At 56.9% G+C, this 26180-nt stretch carries 32 protein-coding genes; 20 read left to right on the top strand and 12 right to left on the bottom strand.

What is annotated here, in order from left to right:
• From fmt to AC2FLE_RS16725, 3 genes are read left to right on the top strand one after another with little or no spacing between them, the layout of a single operon-like run.
• Positions 1–915 (top strand): methionyl-tRNA formyltransferase, encoded by a 915-nt coding sequence (gene fmt / locus AC2FLE_RS16735; RefSeq protein ID WP_496698444.1) that lies wholly within the window; start codon positions 1–3, stop codon positions 913–915.
• Between the two features lie 6 nt (positions 916–921).
• A complete protein-coding gene (locus AC2FLE_RS16730) occupies positions 922–1158 on the top strand; it encodes a hypothetical protein (protein WP_142639214.1) in 237 nt (78 codons plus the stop codon).
• Between the two features lies 1 nt (position 1159).
• The gene (locus AC2FLE_RS16725) at positions 1160–1396 is read left to right on the top strand and encodes a GlsB/YeaQ/YmgE family stress response membrane protein (protein WP_496698443.1); all 237 of its coding nucleotides are present in this window, start codon (positions 1160–1162) and stop codon (positions 1394–1396) included.
• 7 nt (positions 1397–1403) lie between these two features.
• Here the strand turns inward: AC2FLE_RS16725 and AC2FLE_RS16720 are convergent, their stop codons facing one another.
• The 6 genes from AC2FLE_RS16720 to AC2FLE_RS16695 form a co-directional block, all read right to left on the bottom strand.
• Positions 1404–2033, bottom strand: coding sequence for a trimeric intracellular cation channel family protein (locus tag AC2FLE_RS16720; protein ID WP_496692194.1), 630 nt, complete (start codon positions 2031–2033; stop codon positions 1404–1406).
• The gene (gene rnhA / locus AC2FLE_RS16715; RefSeq protein ID WP_496698441.1) at positions 2030–2497 is read right to left on the bottom strand and encodes a ribonuclease HI; all 468 of its coding nucleotides are present in this window, start codon (positions 2495–2497) and stop codon (positions 2030–2032) included. The genes AC2FLE_RS16720 and rnhA overlap by 4 nt, the downstream gene beginning before the upstream one ends.
• Positions 2490–3074 carry a class I SAM-dependent DNA methyltransferase gene (locus AC2FLE_RS16710; RefSeq protein ID WP_496698439.1) on the bottom strand — a complete coding sequence of 195 codons (585 nt, stop codon included), beginning with the start codon at positions 3072–3074 and terminating at the stop codon, positions 2490–2492. Before AC2FLE_RS16710 ends, rnhA begins: the two co-directional genes overlap by 8 nt.
• Positions 3071–3523: a DUF3429 domain-containing protein gene (locus AC2FLE_RS16705; RefSeq protein WP_282022242.1), complete on the bottom strand. Its 453-nt coding sequence runs from the start codon at positions 3521–3523 to the stop codon at positions 3071–3073. Before AC2FLE_RS16705 ends, AC2FLE_RS16710 begins: the two co-directional genes overlap by 4 nt.
• On the bottom strand, positions 3520–4470 hold the full coding sequence (gene ispH / locus AC2FLE_RS16700; RefSeq protein ID WP_496698438.1) for a 4-hydroxy-3-methylbut-2-enyl diphosphate reductase: 951 nt from the start codon (positions 4468–4470) through the stop codon (positions 3520–3522). The genes AC2FLE_RS16705 and ispH overlap by 4 nt, the downstream gene beginning before the upstream one ends.
• Positions 4471–4660: 190 nt before the next feature.
• Positions 4661–5230, bottom strand: a complete 570-nt coding sequence (locus AC2FLE_RS16695) for a LabA-like NYN domain-containing protein (RefSeq protein ID WP_142639223.1) — start codon at positions 5228–5230, stop codon at positions 4661–4663.
• Positions 5231–5370: 140 nt separating this feature from the next.
• Between AC2FLE_RS16695 and folK the strand changes: the two genes are divergently transcribed.
• The 13 genes from folK to recO all read left to right on the top strand — a co-directional run bounded on the left by folK (position 5371) and on the right by recO (position 15342).
• On the top strand, positions 5371–5940 hold the full coding sequence (gene folK, locus AC2FLE_RS16690; RefSeq protein ID WP_496698436.1) for a 2-amino-4-hydroxy-6-hydroxymethyldihydropteridine diphosphokinase: 570 nt from the start codon (positions 5371–5373) through the stop codon (positions 5938–5940).
• 94 nt (positions 5941–6034) lie between these two features.
• Positions 6035–6388, top strand: a complete 354-nt coding sequence (gene rpoZ / locus AC2FLE_RS16685; protein ID WP_142639234.1) for a DNA-directed RNA polymerase subunit omega — start codon at positions 6035–6037, stop codon at positions 6386–6388.
• A gap of 26 nt (positions 6389–6414) precedes the next feature.
• Positions 6415–8547 (top strand): RelA/SpoT family protein, encoded by a 2133-nt coding sequence (locus AC2FLE_RS16680; protein WP_142639236.1) that lies wholly within the window; start codon positions 6415–6417, stop codon positions 8545–8547.
• A 16-nt stretch (positions 8548–8563) separates the two neighbouring features.
• Positions 8564–9262, top strand: a complete 699-nt coding sequence (locus AC2FLE_RS16675) for a DUF2062 domain-containing protein (RefSeq protein ID WP_142639238.1) — start codon at positions 8564–8566, stop codon at positions 9260–9262.
• A complete protein-coding gene (locus AC2FLE_RS16670; protein WP_142639241.1) occupies positions 9255–10001 on the top strand; it encodes a pyridoxine 5'-phosphate synthase in 747 nt (248 codons plus the stop codon). Before AC2FLE_RS16675 ends, AC2FLE_RS16670 begins: the two co-directional genes overlap by 8 nt.
• Positions 9998–10621 carry a LysE family translocator gene (locus AC2FLE_RS16665; protein ID WP_271951355.1) on the top strand — a complete coding sequence of 208 codons (624 nt, stop codon included), beginning with the start codon at positions 9998–10000 and terminating at the stop codon, positions 10619–10621. Before AC2FLE_RS16670 ends, AC2FLE_RS16665 begins: the two co-directional genes overlap by 4 nt.
• Positions 10618–11037 (top strand): holo-ACP synthase, encoded by a 420-nt coding sequence (acpS, locus tag AC2FLE_RS16660; RefSeq protein WP_142639245.1) that lies wholly within the window; start codon positions 10618–10620, stop codon positions 11035–11037. The genes AC2FLE_RS16665 and acpS overlap by 4 nt, the downstream gene beginning before the upstream one ends.
• Positions 11038–11094: 57 nt before the next feature.
• A complete protein-coding gene (gene lepB, locus AC2FLE_RS16655) occupies positions 11095–11934 on the top strand; it encodes a signal peptidase I (RefSeq protein ID WP_496698432.1) in 840 nt (279 codons plus the stop codon).
• Complete coding sequence (gene rnc, locus AC2FLE_RS16650) at positions 11931–12611, top strand: ribonuclease III (protein ID WP_142639249.1); 681 nt, start codon at positions 11931–11933, stop codon at positions 12609–12611. Before lepB ends, rnc begins: the two co-directional genes overlap by 4 nt.
• A 202-nt stretch (positions 12612–12813) precedes the next feature.
• On the top strand, positions 12814–13722 hold the full coding sequence (gene era, locus AC2FLE_RS16645) for a GTPase Era (RefSeq protein ID WP_496690318.1): 909 nt from the start codon (positions 12814–12816) through the stop codon (positions 13720–13722).
• Positions 13719–14048, top strand: a complete 330-nt coding sequence (locus AC2FLE_RS16640; protein ID WP_142639253.1) for a DUF1491 family protein — start codon at positions 13719–13721, stop codon at positions 14046–14048. Before era ends, AC2FLE_RS16640 begins: the two co-directional genes overlap by 4 nt.
• 97 nt (positions 14049–14145) lie before the next feature.
• Positions 14146–14520, top strand: coding sequence for a SemiSWEET transporter (locus AC2FLE_RS16635; protein ID WP_496698429.1), 375 nt, complete (start codon positions 14146–14148; stop codon positions 14518–14520).
• Between the two features lie 96 nt (positions 14521–14616).
• A complete protein-coding gene (gene recO, locus AC2FLE_RS16630) occupies positions 14617–15342 on the top strand; it encodes a DNA repair protein RecO (protein ID WP_496698427.1) in 726 nt (241 codons plus the stop codon).
• Here recO and AC2FLE_RS16625 read toward each other — a convergent pair.
• Positions 15326–15718 (bottom strand): META domain-containing protein, encoded by a 393-nt coding sequence (locus AC2FLE_RS16625; RefSeq protein WP_496698425.1) that lies wholly within the window; start codon positions 15716–15718, stop codon positions 15326–15328. The genes recO and AC2FLE_RS16625 overlap by 17 nt on opposite strands.
• Positions 15719–15950: 232 nt before the next feature.
• Here AC2FLE_RS16625 and AC2FLE_RS16620 point away from each other — a divergent pair, with 232 nt between their 5' ends.
• Positions 15951–17180 carry an SGNH/GDSL hydrolase family protein gene (locus AC2FLE_RS16620; protein WP_496698423.1) on the top strand — a complete coding sequence of 410 codons (1230 nt, stop codon included), beginning with the start codon at positions 15951–15953 and terminating at the stop codon, positions 17178–17180.
• Between the two features lie 2 nt (positions 17181–17182).
• On the opposite strand, the gene AC2FLE_RS16615 is transcribed toward AC2FLE_RS16620, so the two are convergent.
• Together AC2FLE_RS16615 and AC2FLE_RS16610 are read right to left on the bottom strand one after the other, a co-directional pair.
• A complete protein-coding gene (locus AC2FLE_RS16615; RefSeq protein ID WP_496692201.1) occupies positions 17183–17737 on the bottom strand; it encodes a hypothetical protein in 555 nt (184 codons plus the stop codon).
• A gap of 213 nt (positions 17738–17950) precedes the next feature.
• On the bottom strand, positions 17951–19642 hold the full coding sequence (locus AC2FLE_RS16610; RefSeq protein ID WP_496698421.1) for an acyl-CoA dehydrogenase family protein: 1692 nt from the start codon (positions 19640–19642) through the stop codon (positions 17951–17953).
• A gap of 144 nt (positions 19643–19786) precedes the next feature.
• Between AC2FLE_RS16610 and AC2FLE_RS16605 the strand changes: the two genes are divergently transcribed.
• The gene (locus AC2FLE_RS16605; protein ID WP_496692203.1) at positions 19787–20551 is read left to right on the top strand and encodes a sulfite exporter TauE/SafE family protein; all 765 of its coding nucleotides are present in this window, start codon (positions 19787–19789) and stop codon (positions 20549–20551) included.
• Here AC2FLE_RS16605 and AC2FLE_RS16600 read toward each other — a convergent pair.
• The 3 genes from AC2FLE_RS16600 to AC2FLE_RS16590 form a co-directional block, all read right to left on the bottom strand.
• The gene (locus tag AC2FLE_RS16600; protein WP_496698419.1) at positions 20548–21090 is read right to left on the bottom strand and encodes a hypothetical protein; all 543 of its coding nucleotides are present in this window, start codon (positions 21088–21090) and stop codon (positions 20548–20550) included. The two genes, AC2FLE_RS16605 and AC2FLE_RS16600, sit on opposite strands and share 4 nt — an antisense overlap.
• Before the next feature lie 36 nt (positions 21091–21126).
• Positions 21127–21504, bottom strand: coding sequence for a hypothetical protein (locus AC2FLE_RS16595; protein ID WP_246097302.1), 378 nt, complete (start codon positions 21502–21504; stop codon positions 21127–21129).
• A 274-nt stretch (positions 21505–21778) separates the two neighbouring features.
• Positions 21779–23377: a phosphoenolpyruvate carboxykinase gene (locus AC2FLE_RS16590; protein WP_496698418.1), complete on the bottom strand. Its 1599-nt coding sequence runs from the start codon at positions 23375–23377 to the stop codon at positions 21779–21781.
• A 347-nt stretch (positions 23378–23724) separates the two neighbouring features.
• Here AC2FLE_RS16590 and AC2FLE_RS16585 point away from each other — a divergent pair, with 347 nt between their 5' ends.
• Positions 23725–24429 (top strand): response regulator transcription factor, encoded by a 705-nt coding sequence (locus AC2FLE_RS16585; RefSeq protein ID WP_142639269.1) that lies wholly within the window; start codon positions 23725–23727, stop codon positions 24427–24429.
• Positions 24430–24461: 32 nt separating this feature from the next.
• Entirely contained in the window at positions 24462–26180 is a 1719-nt protein-coding gene (locus AC2FLE_RS16580) for a sensor histidine kinase (RefSeq protein WP_496698416.1), read from the top strand.

The following is a 26180-nucleotide window of genomic DNA, read 5'->3' as shown; positions in this document are numbered from 1 at the left end:
ATGCGGCTGATCTTTATGGGGACACCCGATTTCTCGGTTCCGGTGCTGGACGCGCTGATTGATGCGGGGCATGAGGTTGCCGCCGTCTACTGCCAGCCTCCGCGCCCAGCGGGCAGGGGCAAAAAGGATCGTCCAACCCCCGTTCATGCTCGGGCCGAGGCATTGGGACTGACCGTTCGGCATCCGGTCTCATTGAAATCAGCGGAAGAACAGGACGCCTTTGCCGCGTTGAATGCGGATGTGGCTGTCGTCGTGGCCTATGGCCTGTTGTTGCCACAACCGATTCTGGATGCGCCTACGCAAGGATGTCTGAACATTCATGCAAGCCTGTTGCCGCGCTGGCGGGGGGCTGCGCCGATCCATCGGGCGATCATGGCGGGTGATGCGCAGACCGGTATTTGCATCATGCAGATGGAGGCTGGTCTGGATACCGGGCCAGTCCTGTTGCAGCGGGCCACCGACATTGGTGCGCAGGAGACCACAGGGCAGTTGCATGACCGGCTGTCCGAAATGGGCGCTTCTCTGATCGTCGAGGCACTGTCCAAACTGCCGAACCTGACGCCCGAGCCTCAACCCGACGACGGCGTGACCTATGCCGCCAAGATCGACAAGGCTGAGGCGCGTGTTGACTGGGCCAGACCCGCGGTCGAAATTGACCGTCAGATCCGTGGCCTGTCCCCCTTTCCCGGCGCCTGGACCGAGATGAATGGGGAGCGGATCAAGCTGCTTGGTTCCAAATTGGCCGAGGGGCAGGGTGTTGCAGGAGAGGTTCTTGACGACCAACTGAAGGTTGCTTGTGACGATGACGCGGTTGAGCTACTGCGCTTGCAACGGGCGGGTAAAGGGGCACAGGATAGGGAAACTTTTCTGCGGGGGTGGCCGATTGCCGTTGGTACCCGCCTGTCATCGGAGTAGGCCACCATGTTCATGATCCTGATGGGGACTGTCGTTATTGCTGGGATTGTCGGCTATCTGTCCGAGAAATCCGGCTTTACCCATAATGGCATTCTGCAGTCGATCATCATCTGCGTCGGTGGTGCATTCCTGTTCTATTTCGTGCGCATTATGTTCGGGGTCAGCTTTGGCCCGCCTGGTCTGGATGCAGTGCTGTCCTCGATCGGGGCGCTGATCATCGTTCCGACCCATTGGAGGAAGTGACATGCCCGTCATCGCCCTGATCGTCATCGGCGCCGCTGCGGGTTTTCTGGCCACCCGCCTGATGCGGATTGAGGCAGATATCCCAACCACCATGCCGATCGGTATCATTGGTGCCTTGGTTGGTGGATTTCTTCTGCGGGCATTGGTCACGATGATGGGCTGGCTGTCCGGGTTCATCGGCGCTGTGCTGGGCGCGCTTCTGGTGATCTGGATCTGGCAGACCTATAAGCGCCGCTAAGCCTTGATCAAGGGCGACTGCGTGGCGGGCGGCTTTTGTAGACGGGCAGTTTCCAGCCGAACAGCAGCGATCCTGCGCGCAATGCCCAGCAGATCAGGGCGCAGGCGGCAAGCACGGTCAGCTCCTCGAACCCCATCCGGTTGGCAATAACGGCCGCTACCGAGCCTGCAAGGGCGCAAGACACATAAAGTTCACCCTGTTTCAGCACCAGCGGAACCTCGTTGCAGACCACGTCCCGCATCAGGCCGCCAAAGCATCCGGTGGTGACACCCATCAACACCACGATCGTACCGGATTGGTCCAAGGATAATGCGACGCCCGTGCCGGCAGCGACCGCGATGGACAGGGCGAAACTGTCCAGCCAGACCAGCCAGTTATACCGGCTTTCGACCAGATGGGCTGTAAAGAACACAAGGACTGCCGCACTGCAGGCCATCAGGACATAGCTGGGCTGGCCAACCCAGAACACCGGATTCCGATCCAACAGCAGGTCACGCACCGTGCCGCCGCCAACGGCGGTCAGGCAGGCGATAAAGGCAAACCCTACAAGATCAAGCTGCGCGCGACTGGCGACCAATGCGCCGGTCAGCGCAAAAACCAGAACCGAGGCATAATCGAGCAGGTCCAGGCCGTTCATGGCTGCGTCTTCTTGGGCTTGAACGGGGCCATGCCTGCACGGGCCAGTTCGTCGGCTTTTTCGTTTTCCGGGTGACCCGCGTGGCCCTTGACCCATTCCCAGGTCACATTATGACGCACCTGCGCCTCATCCAGCCGTTGCCACAGGTCGACATTCTTGACCGGTTTTTTGTTCGAGGTTTTCCAGCCGTTCTTTTTCCAACCGAATATCCAGCCGGTGACGCCGTTTTTCACATAGGCGCTGTCAGTGATTACGGTGATTTTAGAGGCACGTTCAAGCGTTTCAAGCGCGCTGATTGCGGCCAGAAGTTCCATTCGGTTGTTGGTCGTTTCAGCTTCGCCGCCGCTCAGTTCACGCTGTTTCAGGACGGTGTCGCCGTCCATTGCGCGCAGCAAAACGCCCCAGCCACCCGGGCCTGGATTACCGGAACAAGCACCGTCAGTATAGGCAAACAGTTCAGGCATGGGCCAGCACCAGAATGAAGCCATCGTAAGAACCCGCCAGACCTTTGCCGATCCCGGTCCTAATCCCGTCGATGGTAAAGCCGGCATCTGCCAGGGCCTCCTCGATCTCGGTCTGCGAGAAGTAGCTATAATAGCGATCCAGATGATCGCGATGTTCGCCCGTGCCCAGTTTGAGGCCCAGGAAAAAAACGCCCTGCGTTTTCAGCGCCCGGTGGATGGCCACCAAATGGCGTGGGAAATCCTTGCGGGGAGCGTGCAGCAGCGAGAAGCTGGCGTAGATGCCGTCATATGCGGCCACTTCGGTCACGTCGTCGAAAGTACCTAGATGCGCGTCCACGCCATTGGCGCGCGCATAGTCAACAAAAGCGGGCGTCGCATCCAGCGCATGCACGCTCAGGCCCTGGCGTAGAAAGAACGCGCTGTCTGACCCGGGGCCCGAGCCCAGATCCAGAACATGCCCCTTACCGACGGCATCGACAAATTCCTGACGCGATGTCAGCTGCTCCGGTGGTAGAGGAACCTTGAGGTATTCGGCCACGTTGTTGGTATAGGCGTTGATAGTTTTGGGATCGCTCACAGATAGACTCCGACGGCAAGGCAGGCCAATACGACTGCGGTCAGCAAAATGCGCAACCGCATCCACCAGACCGGTGTTAGCCGCCAATACGAAAAGATGGCATCCAACACCAGTAGCCCGCCAAACCCCCACATTAGATTTGTGCCAGTGCTGACAGGCCCGCTGCCGGTTTTCAGAAAGGCCCACAGGGCGGGTAATGTGGACAGCGCATAACAGGTCGCGGCCTTGCTGCCAGAGGTTTTACTGGAAAACCCCCACAGCACGCCGGACATGAAGCTGAGGATGATCGCCCCATAATACAACTGGATATACGGACCGACAAAACGTGCGCCCAGTGCCTGTCGGCCCCAGTCGTTCAGATCGTCGTTCAGATAGGTCAGAGCGCCCCAGATGAAGGGGATCAGCCCGGCCAACCCCAGAAACAGCGGCGCCCTTGGTATGCCGCTCATGCGGGTTGGCGCAGGACGCGCGGGACTTTGAATTCGACATTCTCGGTCGCTGTTTCGACCATCTCGACCGTCACATCATAATGCTGGCGGAACGCATCGATAACTTCGTTGATCAGAACCTCGGGGGCAGAAGCGCCTGCTGTCAGAGCGACCGAAGAGATACCTTCGAGGGCGCGCCAATCGATATCGGTCGCGCGCTGCACCAGTTGGGCATAGCTGCATCCCGCGCGTGCCGCGACCTCGACCAAACGGCGCGAGTTAGATGAATTCGGCGCCCCCACAACCAGCAGGGCATCGGACTTCCGGGCCACAACCTTGACTGCTTCTTGCCGGTTGGTTGTGGCGTAACAGATATCTTCTTTGTGAGGGCCGACGATAGATGGAAACCGGGTCCGAAGCGCTGCAATGATATCCTTTGTATCGTCAACCGACAGGGTCGTCTGAGTGACAAAGGCCAGTTTGTCAGGGTCGCGGACCTGGACGTCTGCAACGTCTGCAACCGTTTCGACCAGCAAAACCTCTCCTTCCGGTAGCTGTCCCATCGTTCCGATAGTTTCGGGATGGCCCTTATGTCCGATCATGATCATCTGCAGCCCGGCTTCGGCGTGGCGCTGTGCTTCGACATGGACTTTGGAGACCAGCGGGCAGGTGGCGTCGACATAGACCATCTGGCGCTGCGCCGCCGTCGCGGGTACCGATTTGGGAACCCCGTGCGCCGAGAATATCACTGGCCGATCGTCGGGGCAGTCTTCCAGTTCATCGACAAAGATCGCACCTTTGGCACGCAGTCCATCGACCACGAATTTGTTATGGACAATCTCGTGCCGAACATAGACCGGGGCACCCCATTTCTGCAGCGCCATCTCGACAATCTTTATGGCCCTGTCGACACCAGCACAGAACCCGCGCGGGGCGGCGAGATAGAGGGTCAGGGGGGGCTTGGTCATGTCGCGTTCTCCTTACCGACACAGGTAAGTCTTTTCACGGCCATGGTCCAGTCAGGACAATGTCATTGATCCGACATGGTTCAATGCTAGCCAATAGGTGTTTTCAGCACCTGATCTTTGTTTAAAAAGCGCGGCCAGGGTTTCCCCTGACCGCGCTAATTTTCAACCGAGTTTGCTTTGGGGCCAGTTACTACCCGCCTGCGGCAACGGTGCGCGGTTCCATCGGCATTTCGCGCGGCGGACGACCGATCACGTCGCGGAGATCTTCCAGCTCGATGAAGTTGTCGGCCTGGCGGCGCAATTCGTCCGAGATCATGGGTGGCTGGCTGCGGATGGTCGACACCACAGAAACGCGTACCCCCTGACGTTGCAGGCTTGCGATCAGCGGGCGGAAATCTCCGTCGCCGGAAAACAGCACGATATGGTCTACACGTGGTGCAAGCTCCATGGCATCGACGGTCAGTTCGATATCCATGTTACCTTTGACTTTCCGACGCCCCATGCTGTCGGTGTATTCTTTTGCCGGTTTCGTAACCATGGTGAAGCCATTGTAATGCAGCCAATCAACCAGTGGACGGATGGGCGAATACTCGTCATTTTCAAGTAGCGCTGTGTAATAGAAAGCTCTGAGCATCTTACCGCGGCGCATGAATTCCTGGCGCAGCAGTTTATAGTCAATGTCAAACCCCAGTGCTTTTGCGGCTGCATAAAGATTCGAGCCGTCGATGAACAGCGCTAGCCGTTCGTCTTTATAAAACATAAATAGGTCCTTCCGGTACAAATCAGCGCGCTGCGTGTTACGTGAGTGAGTCTTGGGAAAATACAGCGCATTGATATCTCCATAATTAGGGGTTTTATGGTGTATCGCAAGTATGCAATTCGCCGAATATAGGGAGTAGGATGCGCAAAACCACCTCAAAAGCAGTGCTTGCCCTCGGTGCAAATCTCAAAGTGAGAGGTTTTGAGCCCCATCTGACGCTACGGCATGCCATTGACGCGATTTTGCGCCAGGGGCTGTTGATTCGGGCTGAAAGCCGCTTTTATGCGACCCCATGTTTTCCTGCGGGCGCGGGCCCGGACTATGTGAATGCGGCCGTGTTGATCGAGACTGAAAGGTCACCCATTGAGTTGCTGCAGATATTGCATGGAATTGAACATGATTACGGGCGCGAGAGGATTCAGCGCTGGGGAATGCGGACGTTGGATCTGGACCTGGTCTGTTACGATGATCTGGTTCTGCCCGACCGCGAGGTTTTTCAAAGCTGGTTATCGCTGCCGCCCGAAGATCAGAAACAGCAGGCGCCGGATCAGTTGATCCTGCCGCACCCAAGGGTACAGGATCGTGCGTTTGTGCTTGTTCCCATGGCGGATGTTGCCCCGAACTGGCGGCATCCGATACTGGACCAGACCGTCAGGGAAATGCTTGCGGGGCTTCCTTCGGACGATATTGCGGCAGTTACCCCGTTATGATTGGTGCATTTGCAGCATTTCCTGCTTGTCAAGGCAGGGATTCGCCCTTAGATAAACCTCTTCCTGACATGGATTCAGTAACGGAGAGCGCCCCATGGCCCGCGTGACGGTTGAAGATTGCGTAGACAAGGTTCCGAACCGGTTTGAACTGGTGATGCTTGCCGCCCATCGTGCGCGCGAGATTTCCGCCGGTGGTCCGATCACCGTTGACCGTGACAACGACAAAAACCCGGTTGTTTCTCTGCGTGAGATCGCTGACGAGACCCAGAGCGCTGATGAGCTGCGCGAGCGGCTGATTGAGGCCAACCAGACCCAAATCGAGGTCGACGAGCCTGAAGAAGACCAGATGGCGCTGCTGATGGGTGCGGAAACAGACAAGCCTGCGGATGACGACATGTCCGAAGAAAAGCTGCTGCGCGCTCTGATGGAGGCTCAAGGCCAGGGGTAATCCCCACAAATGAAGGTGCGGACCGGATGATTTCTGCTGAAGACCTGATTGCGCTGGTCCGCAACTACAATCCCAAGACGAATGCAGACCGCATTGCCAAAGCTTATGAGTTCGGCAAGCAGATGCATGATGGGCAATTCCGCCATTCTGGCGAGCCCTATTTCACCCACCCCGTTGCCGTTGCCGCCATCCTGACCGAACAGCGTCTGGATGATGCGACTATTATCACGGCGCTACTGCACGATACGATCGAAGACACCAAGGCCAATTACGGCAAAGTGTCTGAGCTGTTTGGCGAAGAAGTCGCCAAGCTGGTTGATGGGGTCACCAAACTGACAAACCTTCAGCTGTCCAGCCGCGAAACCAAACAGGCCGAGAACTTCCGCAAGCTGTTCATGGCGATGTCCAAGGATTTGCGGGTCATTCTGGTCAAGCTGGCAGACCGTCTGCACAATATGCGCACAATCAAGGCGATGCGGCCCGAAAAGCAGATCGTCAAAGCGCGCGAGACGATGGATATTTATGCGCCGCTCGCCGGTCGCATGGGTATGCAGTGGATGCGTGAAGAGCTTGAGGATCTTGCTTTCCGCGTTTTGAATTCCGAGGGTCGCCAGTCGATCATTCGCCGCTTTATCACCTTGCAACGTGAAACCGGCGACGTGATTCACCGGATCACCGGCGACATGCGGCACGAGCTGGAAAAGGCGGGCATCGAAGCCGAAGTGTTTGGTCGTGCCAAAAAGCCGTATTCGATCTGGCGTAAGATGCAGGAAAAGGATCAGGGCTTTTCGCGCCTGTCCGACATCTACGGTTTTCGCATCATTACGCAAAGCGAAGAAGACTGCTATCGAACCCTTGGCGCGATCCACCAGCGTTGGCGCGCCGTGCCGGGGCGGTTTAAGGATTATATCAGTCAGCCGAAATCGAACGGTTACCGGTCGATCCACACCACCGTTTCAGGCCGTGACGGCAAGCGGGTCGAGGTTCAGATCCGCACCCGTCAGATGCATGATGTCGCCGAAACTGGCGTGGCCGCGCACTGGTCCTATCGGGATGGCGTGCGTTCGGAAAACCCCTTTGCAGTCGACCCGGCTAAGTGGATCGCCAACCTGACCGAACAATTCGACAGCGAAGAGGATCACGAGGATTTCCTCGAGGCAGTCAAGCTCGAGATGTATTCGGATCAGGTCTTTTGTTTCACGCCTAAGGGGGACGTGGTGAAACTGCCGCGTGGTGCGACGCCGATCGACTTTGCCTATGCCATCCACACGCGCATCGGGCACGCCTGTGTAGGGGCCAAGGTTGATGGTATTCGCGTGCCACTTTGGACCCGGATCAAAAACGGGCAGTCGGTGGATATCATAACAGCTGACGGTCAGACTCCCCAAGTCACGTGGTTGGAAATTGCCGTCACCGGTAAAGCCCGTACAGCCATTCGTCGCGCCCTGCGCGAGGTTGACCGAGAGCGGTTCATCAAGCTGGGCAAAGAACTGGCGCGATCGGGATTTGAACATGTCGGGCGCAAAGCGACCGACAAGGCGCTGGACACTGCTGCCAAGCATCTGCGCCTGAAAGACCGGCATGAACTGTTGGCGCGCCTGGGCAGTGCAGAACTAACTGCCCATGATGTGGTCAGCGCCGTCTACCCGGAACTGACGCAGGATGATGGTGATGCCATTCCGATGCGCCGGGCCGTGATCGGTCTTGAGCCGGGGCAGAAGTTTGACCGCGCCCCTTGCTGCCAGCCATTGCCGGGTGAACGGATCGTCGGGATCACTTATCGCGGCAAAGGTGTTGTCGTGCATGCAATCGACTGCGATCGCCTGAGCGAATACGAGAGTGAGCCCAAACGCTGGGTCGATCTGCACTGGCACTCGGGAACTCACCCGGCTGTTTACGGGGCAACGATTGATGTTACGATTGGCAATGACGCAGGTGTGCTGGGTCGCATTTGTACATTGATCGGCGAGAAAAAGGCCAATATCTCGAACCTAGAATTTGTGGATCGCAAACCGGATTTTTACCGCCTGCTGGTCAACGTAGAACTGCGCGACCTAGAGCAGTTGCATTCGTTGATGTTGATGCTTGAGGCCGAAAGCGATGTTGCAGCGGTTGAACGTTTCAGAGACAGAGCTAAATCCGCAGTTGCGGCTGGCTGAGAAGGGGTGATCAGGAGTGGTATTCAAGCGCCGAGATCGACGCTCGCCTGTCCAGATCGCATCGGAATTCGTCTATCCTCGTGGTGGCTGGACCCGGGCCTTTCACTATGTGAAACACCGCGTCCGGCGATTGCCGGATTCACCTGAACGCATCGCCCGTGGGGTAGGGTTTGGAGTGTTTGCGGCCTTTACACCTTTTTACGGGCTGCATTTTGGCATTGCCGCCCTGGCTGCGCGATTGTTCAACGGCAATATGCTGGCTGCACTCAGCGGTACGTTTTTCGGAAACCCATTGACCTATGTGCCCATCGGGGTGGTTTGCCTTCAGACCGGGCATTTCCTGTTGGGCACCGAGTTTGAAGAGGGCGACACCCATGGGCTTATGGGGAAGTTCGCCAATGCGATCGGTGATCTCAAAGACAACCTGATTGCAGTATTCACCGACCGGGTGGCTGACTGGCACGGGCTGGGAATTTTCTACGACGAGGTTTTCTTTCCGTACCTGATTGGCGGCATTCTTCCCGGATTGCTGGCTGGGGTGGTTTGCTACTATCTCAGCCTGCCGCTGGTCCACACCTATCAGCAACGGCGTCGCGACAGGATCAAAAAGAAGTTTGAAGAAATCAAACGTCTGGCTGAATCCGAGGCTGCCGTTCCAGAGTCAAACCAACTAGGCTCGAGCCAGGATTTGGGAAAGGAATCAAAGGATGTCTGAGAACCGTTTGCGTCTCGGTGTGAATATCGACCATGTGGCCACAGTGCGGAATGCACGTGGTGGGGTCTATCCCGACCCTTTGCGCGCGGCCACGCTGGCCGAGCAGGCCGGTGCAGATGGCATTACTGCCCATCTGCGCGAAGACCGCAGGCATATTTCGGACGCAGATATTGACGGGTTGATGGAGGTTCTTTCGGTGCCTCTGAATTTTGAAATGGCAGCCACGCCCGAGATGCAACAAATCGCTTTGCGCCATAAGCCGCACGCGGTCTGCATCGTCCCCGAAAAGCGCGAGGAACGGACCACCGAAGGCGGGCTGGAAGTCGCGCGCGAAGAAAACAAACTGGCCCATTTCATTGCACCTTTGCGTGATGCGGGCTGTCGCGTGTCGATCTTTATCGCCGCCGACCGTCGCCAGATCGAGGCCGCGCATCGCATCGGGGCCGAAGTGATCGAACTGCACACAGGCGCCTATTGTGACGCCCATGCCGAAGGCAAACTGGATGAGGCAGCGCAAGAGCTGGAAGGCCTACGCGATATGTCCGCCTTTGCCCATTCGCTTGGCCTCGAAGTGCATGCCGGACATGGTCTGACATACGACACGGTCAAACCTGTCGCCGCTTTCCCCGAGGTGCGCGAGTTGAACATTGGTCACTTTCTGATTGGCGAATCGATCTTTTTGGGCATGACCCCCGCCATTCAGGAAATGCGCCGCCTGATGGATGAGGCGCGGGGATGATAACCTCGGGTTTCATAGCAATCTGGATCGCCTGGTTGATGGCCGGAGGCTCACCCGGTCCGGCAACCATGGGCATCGCCGGAACTGCAATGAACGAAGGCCGCCGCGCCGGTCTGGTCTTTGCACTGGGTATCTGTGCGGGGTCCGCTGCCTGGGGCATCGCCGCCGCGCTGGGCCTGTCGGCGATCATGCTAGCCAATGTCTGGGTGTTCGAAGTAATCCGCTATGTCGGTGTAGCCTATCTGGGCTGGCTAGCGCTCAAGGCCCTGAAACGGGCGCTGTCGTCGGATGAGATGGCGTTGGGCAACCCGGTCACCGGCTCGCTACGCACCATCTTTGCCAAAGGCGCGGCGATCCACCTGACCAACCCCAAGGCGATCCTCAGCTGGGGCTCGATTTACGCTATCGTTGCCCCGAATGACGCCAGCTTGTCGATGCTGCTTGGCTATTTCGGCCTACTCTACGCGGGCTCGCTGCTCATTTTCATCAGCTATGCATTCCTGTTCTCGTCTGAGCGCACAGTCCGCGCCTACCGCCGCGCCCGCCGCTGGTTCGATTTTGCCTTTGCCGGGTTCTTTGGGGTGGCAAGTTACAAGATTTTGACGGTTCGGTTGTCATGATCCTAGGCATCGGCACAGACCTCGCAAACATAGACCGCATTCAGGGCACGCTCGACAGGTTTGGTGACCGGTTCCGTAATCGCGTTTTTACCGACACTGAACAACGCAAGGCTGAACGCCGCGCCGACACAGCAGGCACATACGCCAAGCGCTGGGCCGCGAAAGAGGCGTGCTCCAAGGCGCTGGGCACCGGGCTTCGTATGGGGATTTCCTGGAAGGACATGGCTGTAACAAACCTTAAAACCGGCCAACCAGTGATGCATGTGACCGGTTGGGCGGCGGAACGGCTCAACGATATGACCCCCGAGGGTCATGCGGCGATCATCCACGTCACCCTAACCGATGACCACCCCTGGGCGCAGGCCTTCGTGGTGATCGAGGCGCGCCCAATTCGCGAACGCAGCGCTCTGTCTTGACTAACCCCGCCGCGCCGCGCATGTAGCACCCCAACAAACCAAGGACCGGAGAGCAGTATGGCCGAGGACGTCAAAACCGGAAATCCCGTGTGGGAGACGATCAAAACCATCGTCTATGCGCTGTTGATCGCGGGCGTTTTCCGTACCCTGTTCTTTCAGCCGTTCTGGATTCCGTCAGGGTCGATGAAACAGACCTTGTTGATCGGGGATTTCCTGTTCGTCAACAAAATGGCCTATGGATATTCCTATGCCTCTTGCCCCAGTCTGATTATTCCTAGCGCCGGCCTCAATATCGACGCCGAGGATGTCTGTGGCTGGATGCAAAGTGATGACAACACCCGTATCTGGGCCGGCGATCCCGAGCGCGGTGATGTGATCGTATTCCGTCATCCGGTAACGGGCCGCGATTATATCAAACGCCTGATCGGCCTGCCCGGCGATCGTATCCAGATCATCGAGGGCCAGATCATCTTGAACGGTACTCCGGTTCCGCAGCAACCCGATGGCGTCTTCACCGAGGTCGCGGCGCCGCAAGGTCCGCAAGGGTTGCGCCCGCGCTGTGAAAACGGCCCGGTTGGCCGTGGTGGCGTGTGTGAGAAATCCCGCATGATCGAAACCCTGCCCAACGGGGTGTCCTATGATGTGCTCAATATCGGTAATCAGGGGTCGGACAATACCGGCGTCTATACAGTGCCCGAAGGCGAATACTTCTTTATGGGCGATAACCGCGACAATTCCAGCGACAGCCGCCTGCCGCAATCGGCCGGGGGTGTCGGATATGTACCCTATGAAAACCTGATTGGTCGTGCAGATCGTATCATGTTCTCATCCGCTGGCCGGTCGATGCTGTTCTTCTGGACCTGGCGCGGAGACCGCTTCTTTAAGGCTGTGAATTGAAGCTTTCCGCCGAAATAAAGGCGTTTCAAAAACGTCTGGGGCATGAATTTGCCAACCCCGAGTTGCTGGTGCGCGCGTTGACCCATGGATCGGTATCCTCGGCCACGCGCCCGGACAACCAGCGGCTCGAGTTTCTGGGCGACCGGGTGCTGGGTCTGGTGATGGCGACGGCCTTGTTGGAAGCCGACAAAAAAGCGAGCGAAGGTCAGCTTGCACCCCGGTTCAATGCGCTTGTGCGCAAAGAGGCCTGTGCAGATGTGGCGCTGCAGATTGATTTGGGTGCTGTACTGAAACTGGGCCGATCTGAAATGCTGTCCGGAGGGCGGCGCAAACAAGCTTTGCTTGGCGACGCGATGGAGGCAGTCATTGCTGCGGTTTATCGCGACGCCGGTTTCGAGGTCGCCAGCGCCGTAATCTTAAAGCTCTGGGGTGATCGCATCCACGATGTCGAGGCCGACGCCCGTGACGCCAAAACGGCGCTTCAGGAATGGGCGCAGGCACGGGGCCAGAAACCGCCCAGCTATGTCGAAGTCAGACGTTCTGGCCCGGACCATGCGCCGGTCTTCACCATTGCTGCGCGTCTTCAGGACGGGGCGGAAGAGCAGGCAACAGCAGGGTCAAAGCGTCAGGCCGAACAGGCGGCTGCCAAGTCGTTGCTGGACCGTTTGCAGAATTAGTCTACCGGGTAAAAACAGTCTGTCTCCTGAGGGCTGGCCGGAAATGCCTATCGGTCGAACCCGGGTCATTTCCGGTGACGGGTCGCCCACCATACCCCACCCAATGCCATCCTGAACGCATGTGCCAAAGCTGCAAATCGCTCTGGTCCGCTGCCTCTTTCTGCGATAGGGAGGCCCATCTGCAAACAGGATCAAACCCCAGATGACGACACGCGCCGGATTTATCGCCCTGATCGGAGAGCCCAACGCAGGCAAATCCACCCTTCTGAATCGCATGGTCGGGGCCAAGGTCTCGATCGTGACACATAAGGTTCAGACGACCCGCGCCCGCATCCGGGGCGTGGCGATGGAAGGTGATGCACAGCTGGTCTTTGTGGACACGCCGGGCCTTTTCAAACCGCGTCGCCGTCTGGATCGGGCAATGGTGGCCGCCGCATGGGGCGGGGCCGCGGATGCCGATGTGGTTGTTCTGATGGTCGAAGCGCATCGTGGCATCACCGAGGGTGTAGAGCGCATCCTTGAAGGTTTGAATGAGATCGGGCAGGGCCGCACCGTCGCGCTGGCCATCAACAAGATCGACAGGGTGCAGTCCGAAGTTCTGCTGGCCCTGACCAGCGATCTCAACTCCCGCTATTCTTTCGCCGAGACATTCATGATCTCGGCCGAGAAGGGCCATGGCGTTGACGATCTGCGAAAATGGTTGGCGGGCGAATTGCCCGAGAGCCCGTGGCTATATCCGGAAGACCAGATCGCTGATCTGCCGTTGCGTATGATCGCGGCTGAAATGACACGCGAAAAGCTGACCCTGCGGCTGCATCAGGAACTGCCCTATCAGCTGACCGTCGAGACCGAGAATTGGGAAGAGCGCAAGGACGGGTCGGCAAAGATCGACCAAATAATCTATGTCATGCGCGACGGCCATAAAGGTATCGTTCTGGGCAAAAAGGGCGAGACCATCAAGGCCGTCAGCCAGGCGGCACGGGCCGAGCTGGAAGAGTTCCTTGATCGCAAGATCCACCTGTTCCTGCAGGTCAAAGTCCGGCCAAACTGGCTGGAGGAATCCGAGCGCTATTCGGAAATGGGTCTGGAATTCAAAGACGGAAACGCATGACGCGACTGACGGCAGACTTCTGGGTTCACGCCTATCTGGCACGGTTGCGATTTCAGGAAATACCGGCCTTTGTTGTGGCCCATGGTGACGACACAGCCGGCGCGGTTTTGATCAAGCTCAACACGTTGGACGGTCAGGCCACAGCCTTCCAGCGCAGCTTTGATCTGATGAGCGGTGAGCGCAAGTGGGTTGAACTCTCCTCTGGTCCCGAAGTCGATGTGGACGAGGCTATCCAACGCCAGCGCAGCTTTGACCCTGACCTCTGGGTGATTGAGGTCGAAGACCGGCAGGGGCGCCATTTGCTGGGTGAGGACGGTCTGGATTAGCGGTAGTAGCACAGACGCGGTGCAGGTCTCTGCCAAAGTTATGTCATAGGTCTTGGTAAGACGGTCCATTTTCGCTATTTGTATGCGTATTTAACGGATGGTGCTGAAACGGGTTGTTGCGGCATATGACAAGGATAGAGGTCTTACGTTGGCTGAAACATTTAGTCAGAAGTTCATAAAGTCAAACCTTGGTCTCGTGATGAAGCACTTCGAGGGCTTCATGGTATTTGTCGGCATTTTAGGCCCATTTGCCACGCTTCCACAGCTTGTGAAGCTCTTCTTTACCCACTCTCAACATGCGTCGGGCCAATCGCTGTTAACATGGTCGCTCTATGCGGCGTTGTCTTTGCTTTGGTTCATCTACGGTCTGATCGTCAAGAAGTTGCCCATCTATATTGGCAACGGCATTTCTATGGTGCTGAACCTTCTTATGGTACTGGGTATCCTGATCCACGCGGGGGTCACGTTCTGACCCAATAGGTCGACGATTTCCCGGTCTCTCTTGCAGTGGTCCCGGCTTTGCGTTCTTTTGCTCGGGCAGGACTGACCCCACAAGATTGGACACGCTTTGGACTGGCGCGACCACGGCATACTTCTGACCTCACGCCGCCATGGCGAAACGGCGGCAATTATCGAGGTCTTTACCGAAGGCCACGGTCGTCATGCCGGCGTCGTACGTGGTGGAACCAGCCGCAAGATTGCGCCGATCCTGCAGCCCGGGGCGCAATTAGATGTGCTTTGGCGCGCACGGCTCGAGGAGCATATCGGCACTTTTCAGGTCGAGCCCCTGCGGTCGCGGGCGGCGGCGGCGTTTTCGGGTAGGCTTGCGCTGGCCGGATTGAATGCGGTGGTGGCCCTGCTCTCGTTCTGTTTGCCTGAGCGCGAAGCGCATCCGCGCATCTATAAACAAACCGAACAGTTGATGGACCTGCTGGGTCAGGACGAAATTTGGGTGCTTGCCTATCTGCGGTGGGAATTGTCGCTGCTGGAAGAGCTGGGGTTTGGCCTTGACCTGACACGCTGTGCCGTGACCGGGGCGAACGATGGGTTGGTCTATGTTTCTCCGAAAACAGGCCGTGCGGTCAGTGCTGATGGGGCAGGGGACTGGGTGGATAGGTTGCTTCCCTTGCCACCTTGCCTACGTGGCGTGGGCGACGCGCCGGATACCGAATTGGTGCAAGGATTGTTGACCACCGGACATTTTCTAGAGAACCATGTCGCTCCGTCGTTGGGGAACAACCCTCTGCCCGGCGCACGGGCGCGGTTTATTGATCAGATCAATCGGCAGCTTTGAACACCATTTCCTGCCCGTCCTCATCGCGCAAAATCAGCAGGTTCCCTGATACTTCGGATTGGGTCATGACAAGCAAGGCGGCGAAATAGATCCCTTCTGCCTCAAGCCCGGCACAGGCGGCACGGGTCGCTGTCAGGCTGGTCAGCTCAAACCATGGATAGGGCGCGTTAAGCCTGCCCGTGTAGCTGTTGCAGGGGGCGTTGCCCGCTACTTTGCCTTCTTCCGGAAATCGCAATAAGGCACTGGCATTGTAGGGCTGACCGTTGATCTCTTGCAGGGCCCATTCCCGTTCGGCAGCACCATAGGCCGCAACGGTTTCATCCTTCTGACATTGGAGTAATCCGGAAAGGGAAAGCAGCATTATGTAACGCAACATGGCAGAATTCCTGAAATCAGCGAAGAACAGTTTCCTGGGCTTGGACGCATTGTTTTGAACCGACTAGGTAAAGGATCGGATACAATGCTGACCGTTGACTTGCAAAACATCTTGGACATATTGAAAGCGAATAACGGGCCTTTCCTAAGATTTGGGCAGTTAGGTGGAATTTTTACACCGGTATCTACGCCAGGTTTATTTGATTTTGACCTGATAGAATTGGAGCTTCGTAGTGAGCGGAAATGATGATGTTGGCATAGGGCGGATGCGACCTGTAACCAAGTTTTTTATGATTTTGATCTATGCCCTCTTTCTCTTCCTGCTGGTTGAACTGCTTTCGTATTTCACCGTGGTTTATGTGTATGACAACACGCTGGGCAATACGGCAGAGCGACATCTATACTCTTCGATCCGTGGTCACAAACTGAACCCAGACTATCAGCGAGGATTTGATACTGGCGGGCAGCGTATCCATTCCGATCAAGGGTTCCGCCACGATACGCTGATTGAACAGCCAAAACCCGACGACACGTTCCGCATTTTTCTGATGGGTGGCTCAACTGCTTATGCCATCGGATCGCAGGGCAGTATTTATCCTGACCACCCAACGCTCACCAATCAGGAAACGGTTGCGTATTTCCTGCAGCAGGACCTGCGCGAGCGGTTGGGCGATCAGATGCCCGGTGTGACGATTGAAGTGATCAACGCCGGAGTTGTTGCGTATCACAGTTTTCAACATGTGTTGTACCTGTACGAGACGCTATATGAGTACAGCCCTGACATGATTGTGTTTCTGGATGGCCACAATGATTTTTACAATGTTGGGGTCGACAATCCGGTCCAAAGTTATGCTTACTCGTCCGCACGCATGATTGACGCCTTGAATGATCGCAAACCCTTCTTTTCAGCCTATGCGTTCCTGCGGTACCCGGCGCAGTATTCCTATACCTTCAAACTGGCTTCGAAATTTACGCAAGGCTTGTTCGACCGCTATGAAATCCCCAAAAATATCACGTATGGGGATGTTACCGCCTTGCAAAGAGACTTTTCAGCAGAGCTTGCGCAGACTGCAAAGGTCGGTTTTTTGCGCAATTACAAGCTGATCGAGACATTCGGTGATTATCATGGGTTTTGCTATCACGTCTTTTTGCAGCCTGAGGTCGTCTATGAGGACACCAATGTCCTAAGCGAGACCGACCGCGAAATCGCCCAGCTCACGCGGGATTGGTACAAGCCGGGACGCGAAGATCTGATGCATCGCGCGCGGGTCGATTTCCCTGCTTTGTTTGAAGAGGCCAATGTGCCTTTCACCGATATTGCCGAGATCGGCGGCTCCCTCCACAAAGACAAGGTGCTGTATGTCGATTACACGCATCTGACGCCCGAAGGGTCAAAGCTGGTGGCTGCGCGGATGTTGCCCGTGGTGGCAGAACGGATCAGCCAGTGTAAGACCCCGTCCTAAACTCAGTAGGGTTGCTCTCCGTTTAGCAAAGCGGTGCGCACCTCCATGCGGGTACGCCAGTTGTATCGCGTATCTTCGCGCGTTGGCGCCCATGTCAGCGCGCCACTGTTGCGCCATGGGTCAAGGACGATGCCCTCGAACATCGTGTCGCCCTTTGCGCTGATCACTGCGGAATGGTGGATGATCCTCAGCGGCGTTGGCGGTGATGTAGCCCAGTGCATTTCCAGGGTGCGGAAGTTTTCGGCCCTTAAACGGCTGGTCATCGCTTCGGCCCAGTCGTTGCACAGGCCGCGCTCACGAAATCCGTTGATGACCTTGGCGTTGTGGATGATGGCCGGGTCGGTGACCTGCCATTCTCGGGCCAGACGCTGCGAATAGGTATAGGCAATGGTGGCCGCCTTCTGTGCCTCGGCTGGATCAACCTTAGGGCCCATAGAACGGATGGCGAGCGCCAGCTCGTCTATGTCGTTCTGCGTTGCGGTCGGTTGAGGGGTGGCACAGCCGGCAAGGGCCAGTGCCGCAAGCGTGGCCAGAAGGACAAGAATGGATCGGGTCATGTGTTCGCCGCTGGTTCGTGATCAATCGCTGATCTACCGGGATAATCGACGCAGTGATAGGGGGAAGTTTGTGCTGCGGCTGGTCATGGTCGAGCGTGGACATCAGGGCAGGTATCAATAATAATACTGGGAACAGAAGATTGTAGTATTGCGGGCAAAAAAACCCGGCGCGTGCGCCGGGTCGAGTTGGGGAAACAGGATTGCCGTAACAGGTCAGCCCAGCAGACGCCGCGCGATCACCTGTGCCTGAATTTCGGCAGCCCCTTCAAAAATATTGAGAATACGTGCGTCACACAGCACGCGACTGATCTTGTATTCCAGTGCAAAGCCGTTGCCGCCGTGGATCTGCAGGCCGTTATCGGCAGCAGCCCAGGCCACGCGGGCGCCCAGCAGCTTGGCCATCCCGGCCTCAAGATCGCAGCGATGACCGTTGTCTTTTTCCCAAGCCGAGAAATAGGTCAGCTGTCGTGCGATCATGATCTCGACCGCCATCATCGCCAGCTTGCCGGACACGCGGGGGAAGTTGATCAGCGACTTGCCGAACTGTTTGCGGTCCTGCGCGTATTGCATGGCGATGTCCAGCGCGCTTTGGGCCACACCGATGGCGCGGGCCGCGGTCTGGATGCGGGCGGATTCGAAGGTTTCCATGAGCTGTTTAAAACCCTTGCCTTCTTCGCCACCCAAAAGGTTCTCACCCTTGACTTTGAAGCCATCAAAGCCGAGCTCGTATTCCTTCATGCCGCGGTAACCCAGCACTTCAATCTCACCGCCAGTCATGCCGGGGGTGGGGAAGGGGTTCTCGTCCGTTCCAGGTGTTTTTTCCGCCAGGAACATCGACAGGCCGCGGTGATCGGTACTGTCGGGGTTGGTGCGGGCTAGCAGGGTCATCACATGGGTCCGCGCCGCGTGGGTGATCCAGGTTTTATTGCCGGTGATCTGGTAATCGCCGTTCTCATCCTTGACGGCGCGGGCGCGCAGACTGCCAAGGTCCGAACCTGTGTTGGGTTCAGTGAATACGGCGGTCGGCAAAATCTCGGCGCTGGCGATTTTAGGCAGCCAATTGGCTTTTTGCTCGTCTGTGCCGCCTGCGATGATCAGCTCGGCCGCAATTTCGGACCGGGTACCCAATGAGCCAACGCCGATATAGCCGCGCGACAGCTCTTCCGAGACCACACACATAGAGGCTTTGGACAGGCCAAATCCGCCGAACTCTTCGGGGATGGTCAGACCAAATACACCCATCTCGGCAAGCTCCTCGATGATCTCCATCGGGATCAGCTCATCCTTAAGGTGCCAATCATGGGCGTTTGGTTCGACTTTTTCCTGGGCATAGCGGCGGAACTGGTCGCGGATCATTTCCAGTTCTTCGTCCAAACCGGAAGCGCCAAACATTGTAGCACCGGCCTGATCTTCCATCAGCTGAACAAGACGCGTACGGGCGGCCTGAGAGTTGGCCTGCGCCATTAGTGTCTGCACTTCTGCGCATTGAAAACCGGACAGGGCGTCCCAGCCCAATCCCATATCCTGAAGGCGCAGAACCTCACCCTGGTTCATCGGGATGCCGCCCGCGACCTGGTGCAGGTATTCACCAAAGGCGATCTGGAGCAGCAACTGTTCGATCTCACCGAACTTTCCGTCTGCCTCCAAGGCTTCGGCCCAGCGTTGCATTTGTTGCAGTGACTGATTGTACGTCGCCAGCCAGGCCAGGCCATGAGCGGCGGTCTGATTGGCCTCGATCAGAGCGCCGGACACGCGACCATCTTCTGTCACCATCGCGCGGACCGACTCGCGGGCGCGTTCGAATACGGTGTCCACGGCGGGCAGAGCCGCACGTGTCAGCGTTAGAAGCTCGGGCAAAATCGCGGATGTAATCATCTGGGTCATATCCTGTCCGTCATGGGCCATGAATCAGCTTTCTCCTAAAGTCGTCTGGTCATATCATGCTGCACGTGCAGCGCAACAAAAATACGAATTATGCGACTAAAAAGTTCTAAAGTTGCTTGATCATTTTTGCAGTGCAGCACCTGTCAGGAGTGATATCAGGGAGCCATGACGTTGTTTTCTATGCTCTCTGCCCAAGAACTGCTGCTGGCCTGTGGGGTTGCCTTCATTGCCGGTTGGGTCAAAGGCATGGTCGGGTTTGCCATGCCAATGGTTCTGATCTCGGGGCTGAGCATGTTCCTTTCGCCGGATATGGCGATCGCGGGGCTTATTCTGCCAACCCTGGTGACAAATGGGGTGCAGGCATTGCGCGGGGGTGTTCCGGCCGCCGTGTCCTCGATCCGTCAGTTCCGTGTATTTCTGGTTGTCGGGTTGGTGTTTCTGCTGATTGGTGCTCAGTTGGTCAGCGCTGTGCCAGCATCAACTTTTTTGTTGATGATTGGCATCCCGGTGACAGTCTTTGCATTGATCCAAGTATTGGGTCTGCGTCTGAAATTGGCCAGCCCATCTGCCCGAATAGAGGCCATGATCGCCGCGGTTGCAGGCTTTGTCGGGGGGATGTCTGGAATTTGGGGACCACCAACCGTTGCCTATCTGACCGCCTTAAACACCCCGAAAGCGGTGCAGATGCGTGTGCAGGGGGTCATCTATGGTTTGGGGGCGTTGGCGTTGCTGTTCGCGCATATGGGCTCCGGGATTTTCCGCGCCGAAACCGCTCCGTTCTCGGCTGCTCTGGTGCTGCCGGGGCTGGCGGGCATGTGGGTGGGGTTGCAACTGCAGTCGCGCATAGATCAGGCGCTGTTTCGCAAGATCACCCTGTTCGTGCTGCTTATCGCAGGGCTGAACCTGTTGCGGCGCGGGCTGATGGGCTAGGCACGCCGATCTATCGCGCGCAGCGTGAAATAGAGCCCCAGCATCAGAAAGAACAGGCCCGAGATATCGCCGATCAGGAAGGCGATATATTCCAACCCACCGCTGCCAAAAGCCAGATTGGTCAGCACGGACACCAATATTGACGTGACGATCCCGACCCCCATGACGCAGGACCAGCATGGTTTGCGGTCCGGGTGGGGAAACAGATCGAAGCCGACCCATTTGCATAGGTAAAATACAGCAGGAACGGTTGTGACGGCGATTGCAATGGCGGCCAGACGGTTGGGCAGGAAGACGTCGCTTCCGCCGAGAAAGGCAAACACTAGAAAGACACCGGGCAAGAGCGCAAAAATCGCCCGCCACCCCAACAACCAAGCAGAGAGCACACGCACACCATGCGGGAGAAACAGCAGGCTGGCCTTGCTGGGATATTCGGGGAAGAAAACGTTCTGCAGTGGCATCAGAACCTCGAACGTAAGGAACGAGGCAATCACGTAGGCCAGTGAGGCAAAGAACGTTTCAGAGGCCCATCTGCGCACGGCGGTCAGCCAGCAATGCGCAGATCAAACGCTTTACTACTTAGGCGCATGCACAACATACCGTCCACGGTTCGCGCTACCGCTTTGTGACAAATACCCCTTCTGCACCAGCGACTTCAGCGCACGAAAAAAGGTCGGGCGCGAGACGCTTTGCACAAGCGTGTGTTCAATCAACCCAAATGTCCGAACTTCCTGGTCAGCTTTGGACAGTTCTTCGGCGGCGTAATAGATATCGCGCTCTACCGGTGAGAGTTGTTCCAGCCCCAACGTGCGCTCCATGCTTTGCATCAGTTTGCGCAGTTCGGTCAGTTTTAAGATTTCAGTCATTTCGTTACCTGTCGTTTCCCATGTCACGCGCTGCGACAAAGCAGCGGTATGAGACGAACTGAAATCTGAATGTTCAGAAAGTCTCATATTGACACTCATCCCCATTGGCATACACTTGCTATCTGATTAGGATTCTCAATTCGCGAATGTGAGTGCGCGGCTGAGTTACCCAAGGTATTTTTGAACAACGCCCGGCGCGATTGCGTCGGGCGAATTTGTCTTAATGACATCATTGGATAGCTTAAACCGGCAAATCGGGCAACGAATTTGTAAGGACACCTTACGTTAGACGTATAAGGACGATTGCCAACAGATGTGCTGTCCGAAAAAAGGGGAGAGGTTTGCCCCCCCTTTTGCAACATTAGCCGATTGCTACGGCTTTGATGTCTTCGTCGATGAAAGGCAGATACTGCTCAAAGTTTTCAGCAAACATCTGAACCAGCTTCTCAGCCTGTTTATCGAAAGCGGCCTGGTCGTCCCAGGTGCGACGCGGATCCAGCAGAACTTCGGCGACACCGGGGACGGAAACCGGCACATCAAAGCCAAAATTCGCATCCTTGCGGAATTCCGCATCCCGAAGCGATCCATCCAGAGCGGCAGTCAGCAAACCGCGGGTCGCACGGATCGGCATCCGGCTGCCAACGCCATAGGCGCCGCCAGTCCAGCCGGTATTCACCAGCCAGCAGGTCGCGCCGTGCTGGGCGATCTTGTCGCGCAGCAGGTTGCCATAGACTTCTGGGCGACGCGGCATGAACGGCGCGCCAAAGCATGTCGAGAATGTGGGTTGGGGCTCGGTCACGCCGCGCTCTGTGCCAGCAACCTTCGAGGTGAAGCCCGACAGGAAGTGGTACATCGCCTGAGCGGGGGTCAGCCGCGCAATCGGGGGCAGAACACCAAACGCGTCACAAGTCAGCATGATGATGTTCTTCGGATGCCCGCCCAACGCGCTTTTCGAGGCATTGGAGATATACTCGAGCGGATAGGCGCAACGCATGTTTGCGGTCAGCGAGTCATCTTCGAAATCCAGCTCCTTGGTCTCGGGATCGAAAACCATATTCTCGATCACGGTGCCGAATTTGCTGGTGGTTGCATAGATCTCGGGTTCGGCCTCGGCGTTCAGGTTGATCGTCTTGGCATAGCACCCGCCCTCGAAGTTGAAAGTGCCACGGTCTGACCATCCATGTTCGTCATCGCCAATCAAGGTGCGGGCCGGATCAGCGGACAGGGTGGTCTTGCCAGTTCCCGAGAGGCCAAAGAAGACTGCGGTATCAACGGGATTGCCGACCGCGTGGTTCGCCGAGCAATGCATCGGCATCACGCCTTTTTCGGGCAGCATGTAATTCAGCAGGGTGAAGACGGACTTCTTGTTTTCACCGGCATATTCTGTGCCGCCGATCAGAATCAATTTGCGGTCGAAGTTCAGTGCGATCACTGTCTCGCTACGGCAGTTGTGCTTGGCCGGATCAGCCTGGAAGCTGGGACAGTTGATGATTGTGAAATCCGCGATGAACTCATCCAGGTCTTCACGATCCGGGCGGCGCAGCAAGTGACGGATGAACAGATTATGCCATGCCAGTTCGGTGACCATGCGCACGTTGATCGAATAAGCGGGGTCGGCGCCACCGACCAGATCCTGCACAAAATAGTCACGACCCTTCATGTGCTCGATCATATCGACATAAAGCGTTTCGAAACCCTCGGGACTCATCTCGGCGTTGTTTTCCCACCAGATCGAATCGGCGACACTGTCGGTGCGGACAACATGTTTGTCCTTGGGAGAACGGCCAGTGAACTTGCCGGTACTGACAAGAAAAGCTCCGCCATTGCCAAGTGTACCTTCACCCCGCTTGAGGGCTTCTTCAATCAGTGCCGGTTCCATGAAGTTGTAATAGACATTGCCCAGACCCTCGATGCCCTGATCTTCGAGGCGGAATTGCGGGTTCACCCGTCCAGATGTCATGTGTGTCTTCTCCTGTGGCGGCGCGGCGGCAGATTGGCCAAGGTGCGCTCTTGGGGCAGTGTACCGGGAAAACCGGCGATTGGGCGGGTCTTATCATGGTCGTTTAGGGCGTGAACAGGACGGTTTGGCGCAGTTAGCGCAACCAAGTTCAGGTTTAGCGCCACCATGTTTTTTCTGCCGGAAATACAGACACTTTTCGAAGACCATTAACGGCTTTTTTGCCGCATGTGTGTGACAACAATCGCACGATTCGTAGATGGCGATTGATTCGCGGCCATAAAAACGACAAAAATGCCCTACAAATAAGCGAATTGTTTCGTATGAGAGCAGGAATAGGGGTTAACCCGATGTCAAAGATTGCACTGGTGGATGACGACAGGAACATTCTGACGTCCGTATCCATGACGCTCGAAGCCGAGGGTTTCGAGGTAGAAACGTATAACGACGGGCAGGCTGCTCTGGATGCGTTTAACAAGAAGCTGCCCGATATGGCAGTGCTGGATATCAAGATGCCGCGTATGGATGGCATGGATTTGCTGCAGCGACTGCGGCAGAAGACTCAGATGCCGGTGATCTTTCTGACTTCGAAAGATGACGAGATCGACGAAGTTCTGGGTTTGCGCATGGGTGCTGATGATTATGTCAAAAAGCCCTTTTCGCAACGGTTGCTGGTAGAACGGATACGGGCCTTGCTGCGCCGTCAGGAAGCGACCTCGGGTGATCCCGTGGCTGCCAACACAGGCGACGCCAAGGTGATGGAACGGGGCGAATTGCGGATGGACCCCTTGCGCCACGCGGTGAGCTGGAAGGGATCGGATGTCTCTTTGACAGTGACCGAGTTCTTGCTACTGCAGGCCTTGGCGCAGCGTCCGGGATTTGTCAAAAGCCGCGATCAGCTGATGGATGTTGCCTATGACGATCAGGTCTATGTAGATGACCGCACGATCGACAGCCACATCAAGCGTCTGCGCAAAAAGATGCGCGCTGCTGATCCGGAGTTTTCGGCCATCGAAACGTTGTATGGTATTGGGTATCGGTACAACGAAGAATAAGCGTGGCCTAAGTTAAGGGGTTACTGGGTCTCGTGCGCGATACTGAGCAAGAAAACGAGTTACGCGACGGTGACGTCGTTCTTGGGGATGACTGGGTCATCCCCCAGAGCGACGATTCCGCCGAACTCAGGGCCACACGCGGCCGCCGCAATCTGTTTTCTCTGCGGGGCTCGCCTCTGGCGCGCAAGATCATCACATTCAACATGATTGCATTGGTGATTCTGGTCACCGGATTGCTATATCTGGATAATTCGCGAGAAGAACAGGTGCAGCAAACCGCCCGGAACCTGGTTGGTGATGCGCAGTTGGTCAGCAACGTATTTGAAACCCAGCTGCGACAGAATGTGACTGGCATTACCCGCGACGCGGCCATCCTGGATGTCAAAGATACGTTGGCTGGTCTCAGCCTGCCGGTCGGCGGTGAAGTCTTTGTTTACGATGCTCGTGGGACGCTGATTGGTTGGACGCGCGGCGCGCCTGCGGTCTCAGAGATGCCGGTCATGCTGCGCTCAGAAGCTGATGCGCAGACTGGAAGCACACTGATCAGTGATGCCTTGAACGCGGTCTGGACCGGGCTGTCCAAAGTGTTCAAGCAAGATGAAACCAGCGAAGCGCCAACCTTGGCCCAACGCGTTCAGGCCATAATTCCACAGGCGCTGACCGGGCATATTCAGGTTCAGGCGGTTCAGGATGACGCAGGCGAAACGGTTATCGTTGCTGCGGCCCCGATCCAACTGGATGGAAAGCCCGTTGGCGCGGTTGCCATGGCCGGTCCCGCCGGAGAAATCGACGCATTGGCCCGCCGTGATCAAGAGCGGATCCTGCGCATGTTCGTCGTGGCACTATTGGTGTCCGTCGGATTGAGCCTTGTCCTTGCATCGACCATCGCCAACCCGTTAGCCGACCTGGCATCCGCCGCCGAGATGGGCAAAGACCGCGGTGCGGGGGTCAACCCGGGCCGCATCCGCATCCCCGATCTGAGCGCGCGACCGGACGAAATCGGACGACTCAGCCGAGCTTTGCGCGGCATGGTTACCGCGCTGTACAACCGGATTGATGCAAACGAACAATTCGCGGCAGATGTGGCGCATGAGATCAAAAACCCCCTAGCCAGCCTTCAATCCGCTGTGGGCACGTTGCGCATGGTTAAAAGAGACGACCAGCGCGACAAGCTGATGGGGGTGATCGAACATGATGTCCGTCGGCTGGATCGTCTGGTCAGCGACATTTCGAACGCCTCGCGCCTGGATGCCGAACTGGTCAAGGAGGAAGAGCAGCCATTTGATTTGTTGAACCTGATCGGAAACCTCGGTCAGTATCTGGGCGAGGATGCGCGCGCCAAGGGAATCGATTACATCACTGATCTGCCGCCCGAACCAATCACCGTGACCGGGCTTGAGGCGCGATTGGCGCAGGTGTTCGTAAACCTGATCACCAATGCGATTTCCTTCTGCGAAGAAAGCGATGCCATACGTGTGTGGGTACGCCGGCGCGAGGATCGGGTTCTGGTCGTTGTAGAAGACACCGGCCCAGGCATCCCCGAGCAAGCCCTGACCAAAGTGTTCAAACGGTTCTATTCCCAGCGACCAGCCGAGCATTTCGGCAATAATTCGGGGTTGGGTCTGGCAATTTCCAAGCAGATCGTCGAGGCGCATGGCGGGGTGATTTGGGCCGAAAATATCCGCCCGACCGAAGCGGACATAACATCAGACCCTCAAGGCGCGCGATTTGTCGTGGGCCTGCCGGTTTGA

This window comes from Ruegeria sp. CDSA077 (assembly GCF_059612265.1).
The sequence above is the reverse complement of the archived record's forward strand: the minus strand, read 5'-3'. Positions and strand labels throughout refer to the sequence as shown.

Excerpts from the sequence above, each read along its gene's own strand:
- fmt (WP_496698444.1), top strand. The coding sequence starts at position 1 with ATGCGGCTGATCTTTATGGGGACACCCGATTTCTCGGTTCCGGTGCTG.
- AC2FLE_RS16730 (WP_142639214.1), top strand. The coding sequence starts at position 922 with ATGTTCATGATCCTGATGGGGACTGTCGTTATTGCTGGGATTGTCGGC.
- AC2FLE_RS16725 (WP_496698443.1), top strand. The coding sequence starts at position 1,160 with ATGCCCGTCATCGCCCTGATCGTCATCGGCGCCGCTGCGGGTTTTCTG.
- AC2FLE_RS16720 (WP_496692194.1), bottom strand. The coding sequence starts at position 2,033 with ATGAACGGCCTGGACCTGCTCGATTATGCCTCGGTTCTGGTTTTTGCG.
- rnhA (WP_496698441.1), bottom strand. The coding sequence starts at position 2,497 with ATGCCTGAACTGTTTGCCTATACTGACGGTGCTTGTTCCGGTAATCCA.
- AC2FLE_RS16705 (WP_282022242.1), bottom strand. The coding sequence starts at position 3,523 with ATGAGCGGCATACCAAGGGCGCCGCTGTTTCTGGGGTTGGCCGGGCTG.
- ispH (WP_496698438.1), bottom strand. The coding sequence starts at position 4,470 with ATGACCAAGCCCCCCCTGACCCTCTATCTCGCCGCCCCGCGCGGGTTC.
- AC2FLE_RS16695 (WP_142639223.1), bottom strand. The coding sequence starts at position 5,230 with ATGTTTTATAAAGACGAACGGCTAGCGCTGTTCATCGACGGCTCGAAT.
- folK (WP_496698436.1), top strand. The coding sequence starts at position 5,371 with ATGCGCAAAACCACCTCAAAAGCAGTGCTTGCCCTCGGTGCAAATCTC.
- rpoZ (WP_142639234.1), top strand. The coding sequence starts at position 6,035 with ATGGCCCGCGTGACGGTTGAAGATTGCGTAGACAAGGTTCCGAACCGG.
- AC2FLE_RS16680 (WP_142639236.1), top strand. The coding sequence starts at position 6,415 with ATGATTTCTGCTGAAGACCTGATTGCGCTGGTCCGCAACTACAATCCC.
- AC2FLE_RS16670 (WP_142639241.1), top strand. The coding sequence starts at position 9,255 with ATGTCTGAGAACCGTTTGCGTCTCGGTGTGAATATCGACCATGTGGCC.
- AC2FLE_RS16665 (WP_271951355.1), top strand. The coding sequence starts at position 9,998 with ATGATAACCTCGGGTTTCATAGCAATCTGGATCGCCTGGTTGATGGCC.
- acpS (WP_142639245.1), top strand. The coding sequence starts at position 10,618 with ATGATCCTAGGCATCGGCACAGACCTCGCAAACATAGACCGCATTCAG.
- lepB (WP_496698432.1), top strand. The coding sequence starts at position 11,095 with ATGGCCGAGGACGTCAAAACCGGAAATCCCGTGTGGGAGACGATCAAA.
- era (WP_496690318.1), top strand. The coding sequence starts at position 12,814 with ATGACGACACGCGCCGGATTTATCGCCCTGATCGGAGAGCCCAACGCA.
- AC2FLE_RS16640 (WP_142639253.1), top strand. The coding sequence starts at position 13,719 with ATGACGCGACTGACGGCAGACTTCTGGGTTCACGCCTATCTGGCACGG.
- AC2FLE_RS16635 (WP_496698429.1), top strand. The coding sequence starts at position 14,146 with ATGGTGCTGAAACGGGTTGTTGCGGCATATGACAAGGATAGAGGTCTT.
- AC2FLE_RS16625 (WP_496698425.1), bottom strand. The coding sequence starts at position 15,718 with ATGTTGCGTTACATAATGCTGCTTTCCCTTTCCGGATTACTCCAATGT.
- AC2FLE_RS16615 (WP_496692201.1), bottom strand. The coding sequence starts at position 17,737 with ATGACCCGATCCATTCTTGTCCTTCTGGCCACGCTTGCGGCACTGGCC.
- AC2FLE_RS16610 (WP_496698421.1), bottom strand. The coding sequence starts at position 19,642 with ATGGCCCATGACGGACAGGATATGACCCAGATGATTACATCCGCGATT.
- AC2FLE_RS16605 (WP_496692203.1), top strand. The coding sequence starts at position 19,787 with ATGACGTTGTTTTCTATGCTCTCTGCCCAAGAACTGCTGCTGGCCTGT.
- AC2FLE_RS16595 (WP_246097302.1), bottom strand. The coding sequence starts at position 21,504 with ATGAGACTTTCTGAACATTCAGATTTCAGTTCGTCTCATACCGCTGCT.
- AC2FLE_RS16590 (WP_496698418.1), bottom strand. The coding sequence starts at position 23,377 with ATGACATCTGGACGGGTGAACCCGCAATTCCGCCTCGAAGATCAGGGC.
- AC2FLE_RS16585 (WP_142639269.1), top strand. The coding sequence starts at position 23,725 with ATGTCAAAGATTGCACTGGTGGATGACGACAGGAACATTCTGACGTCC.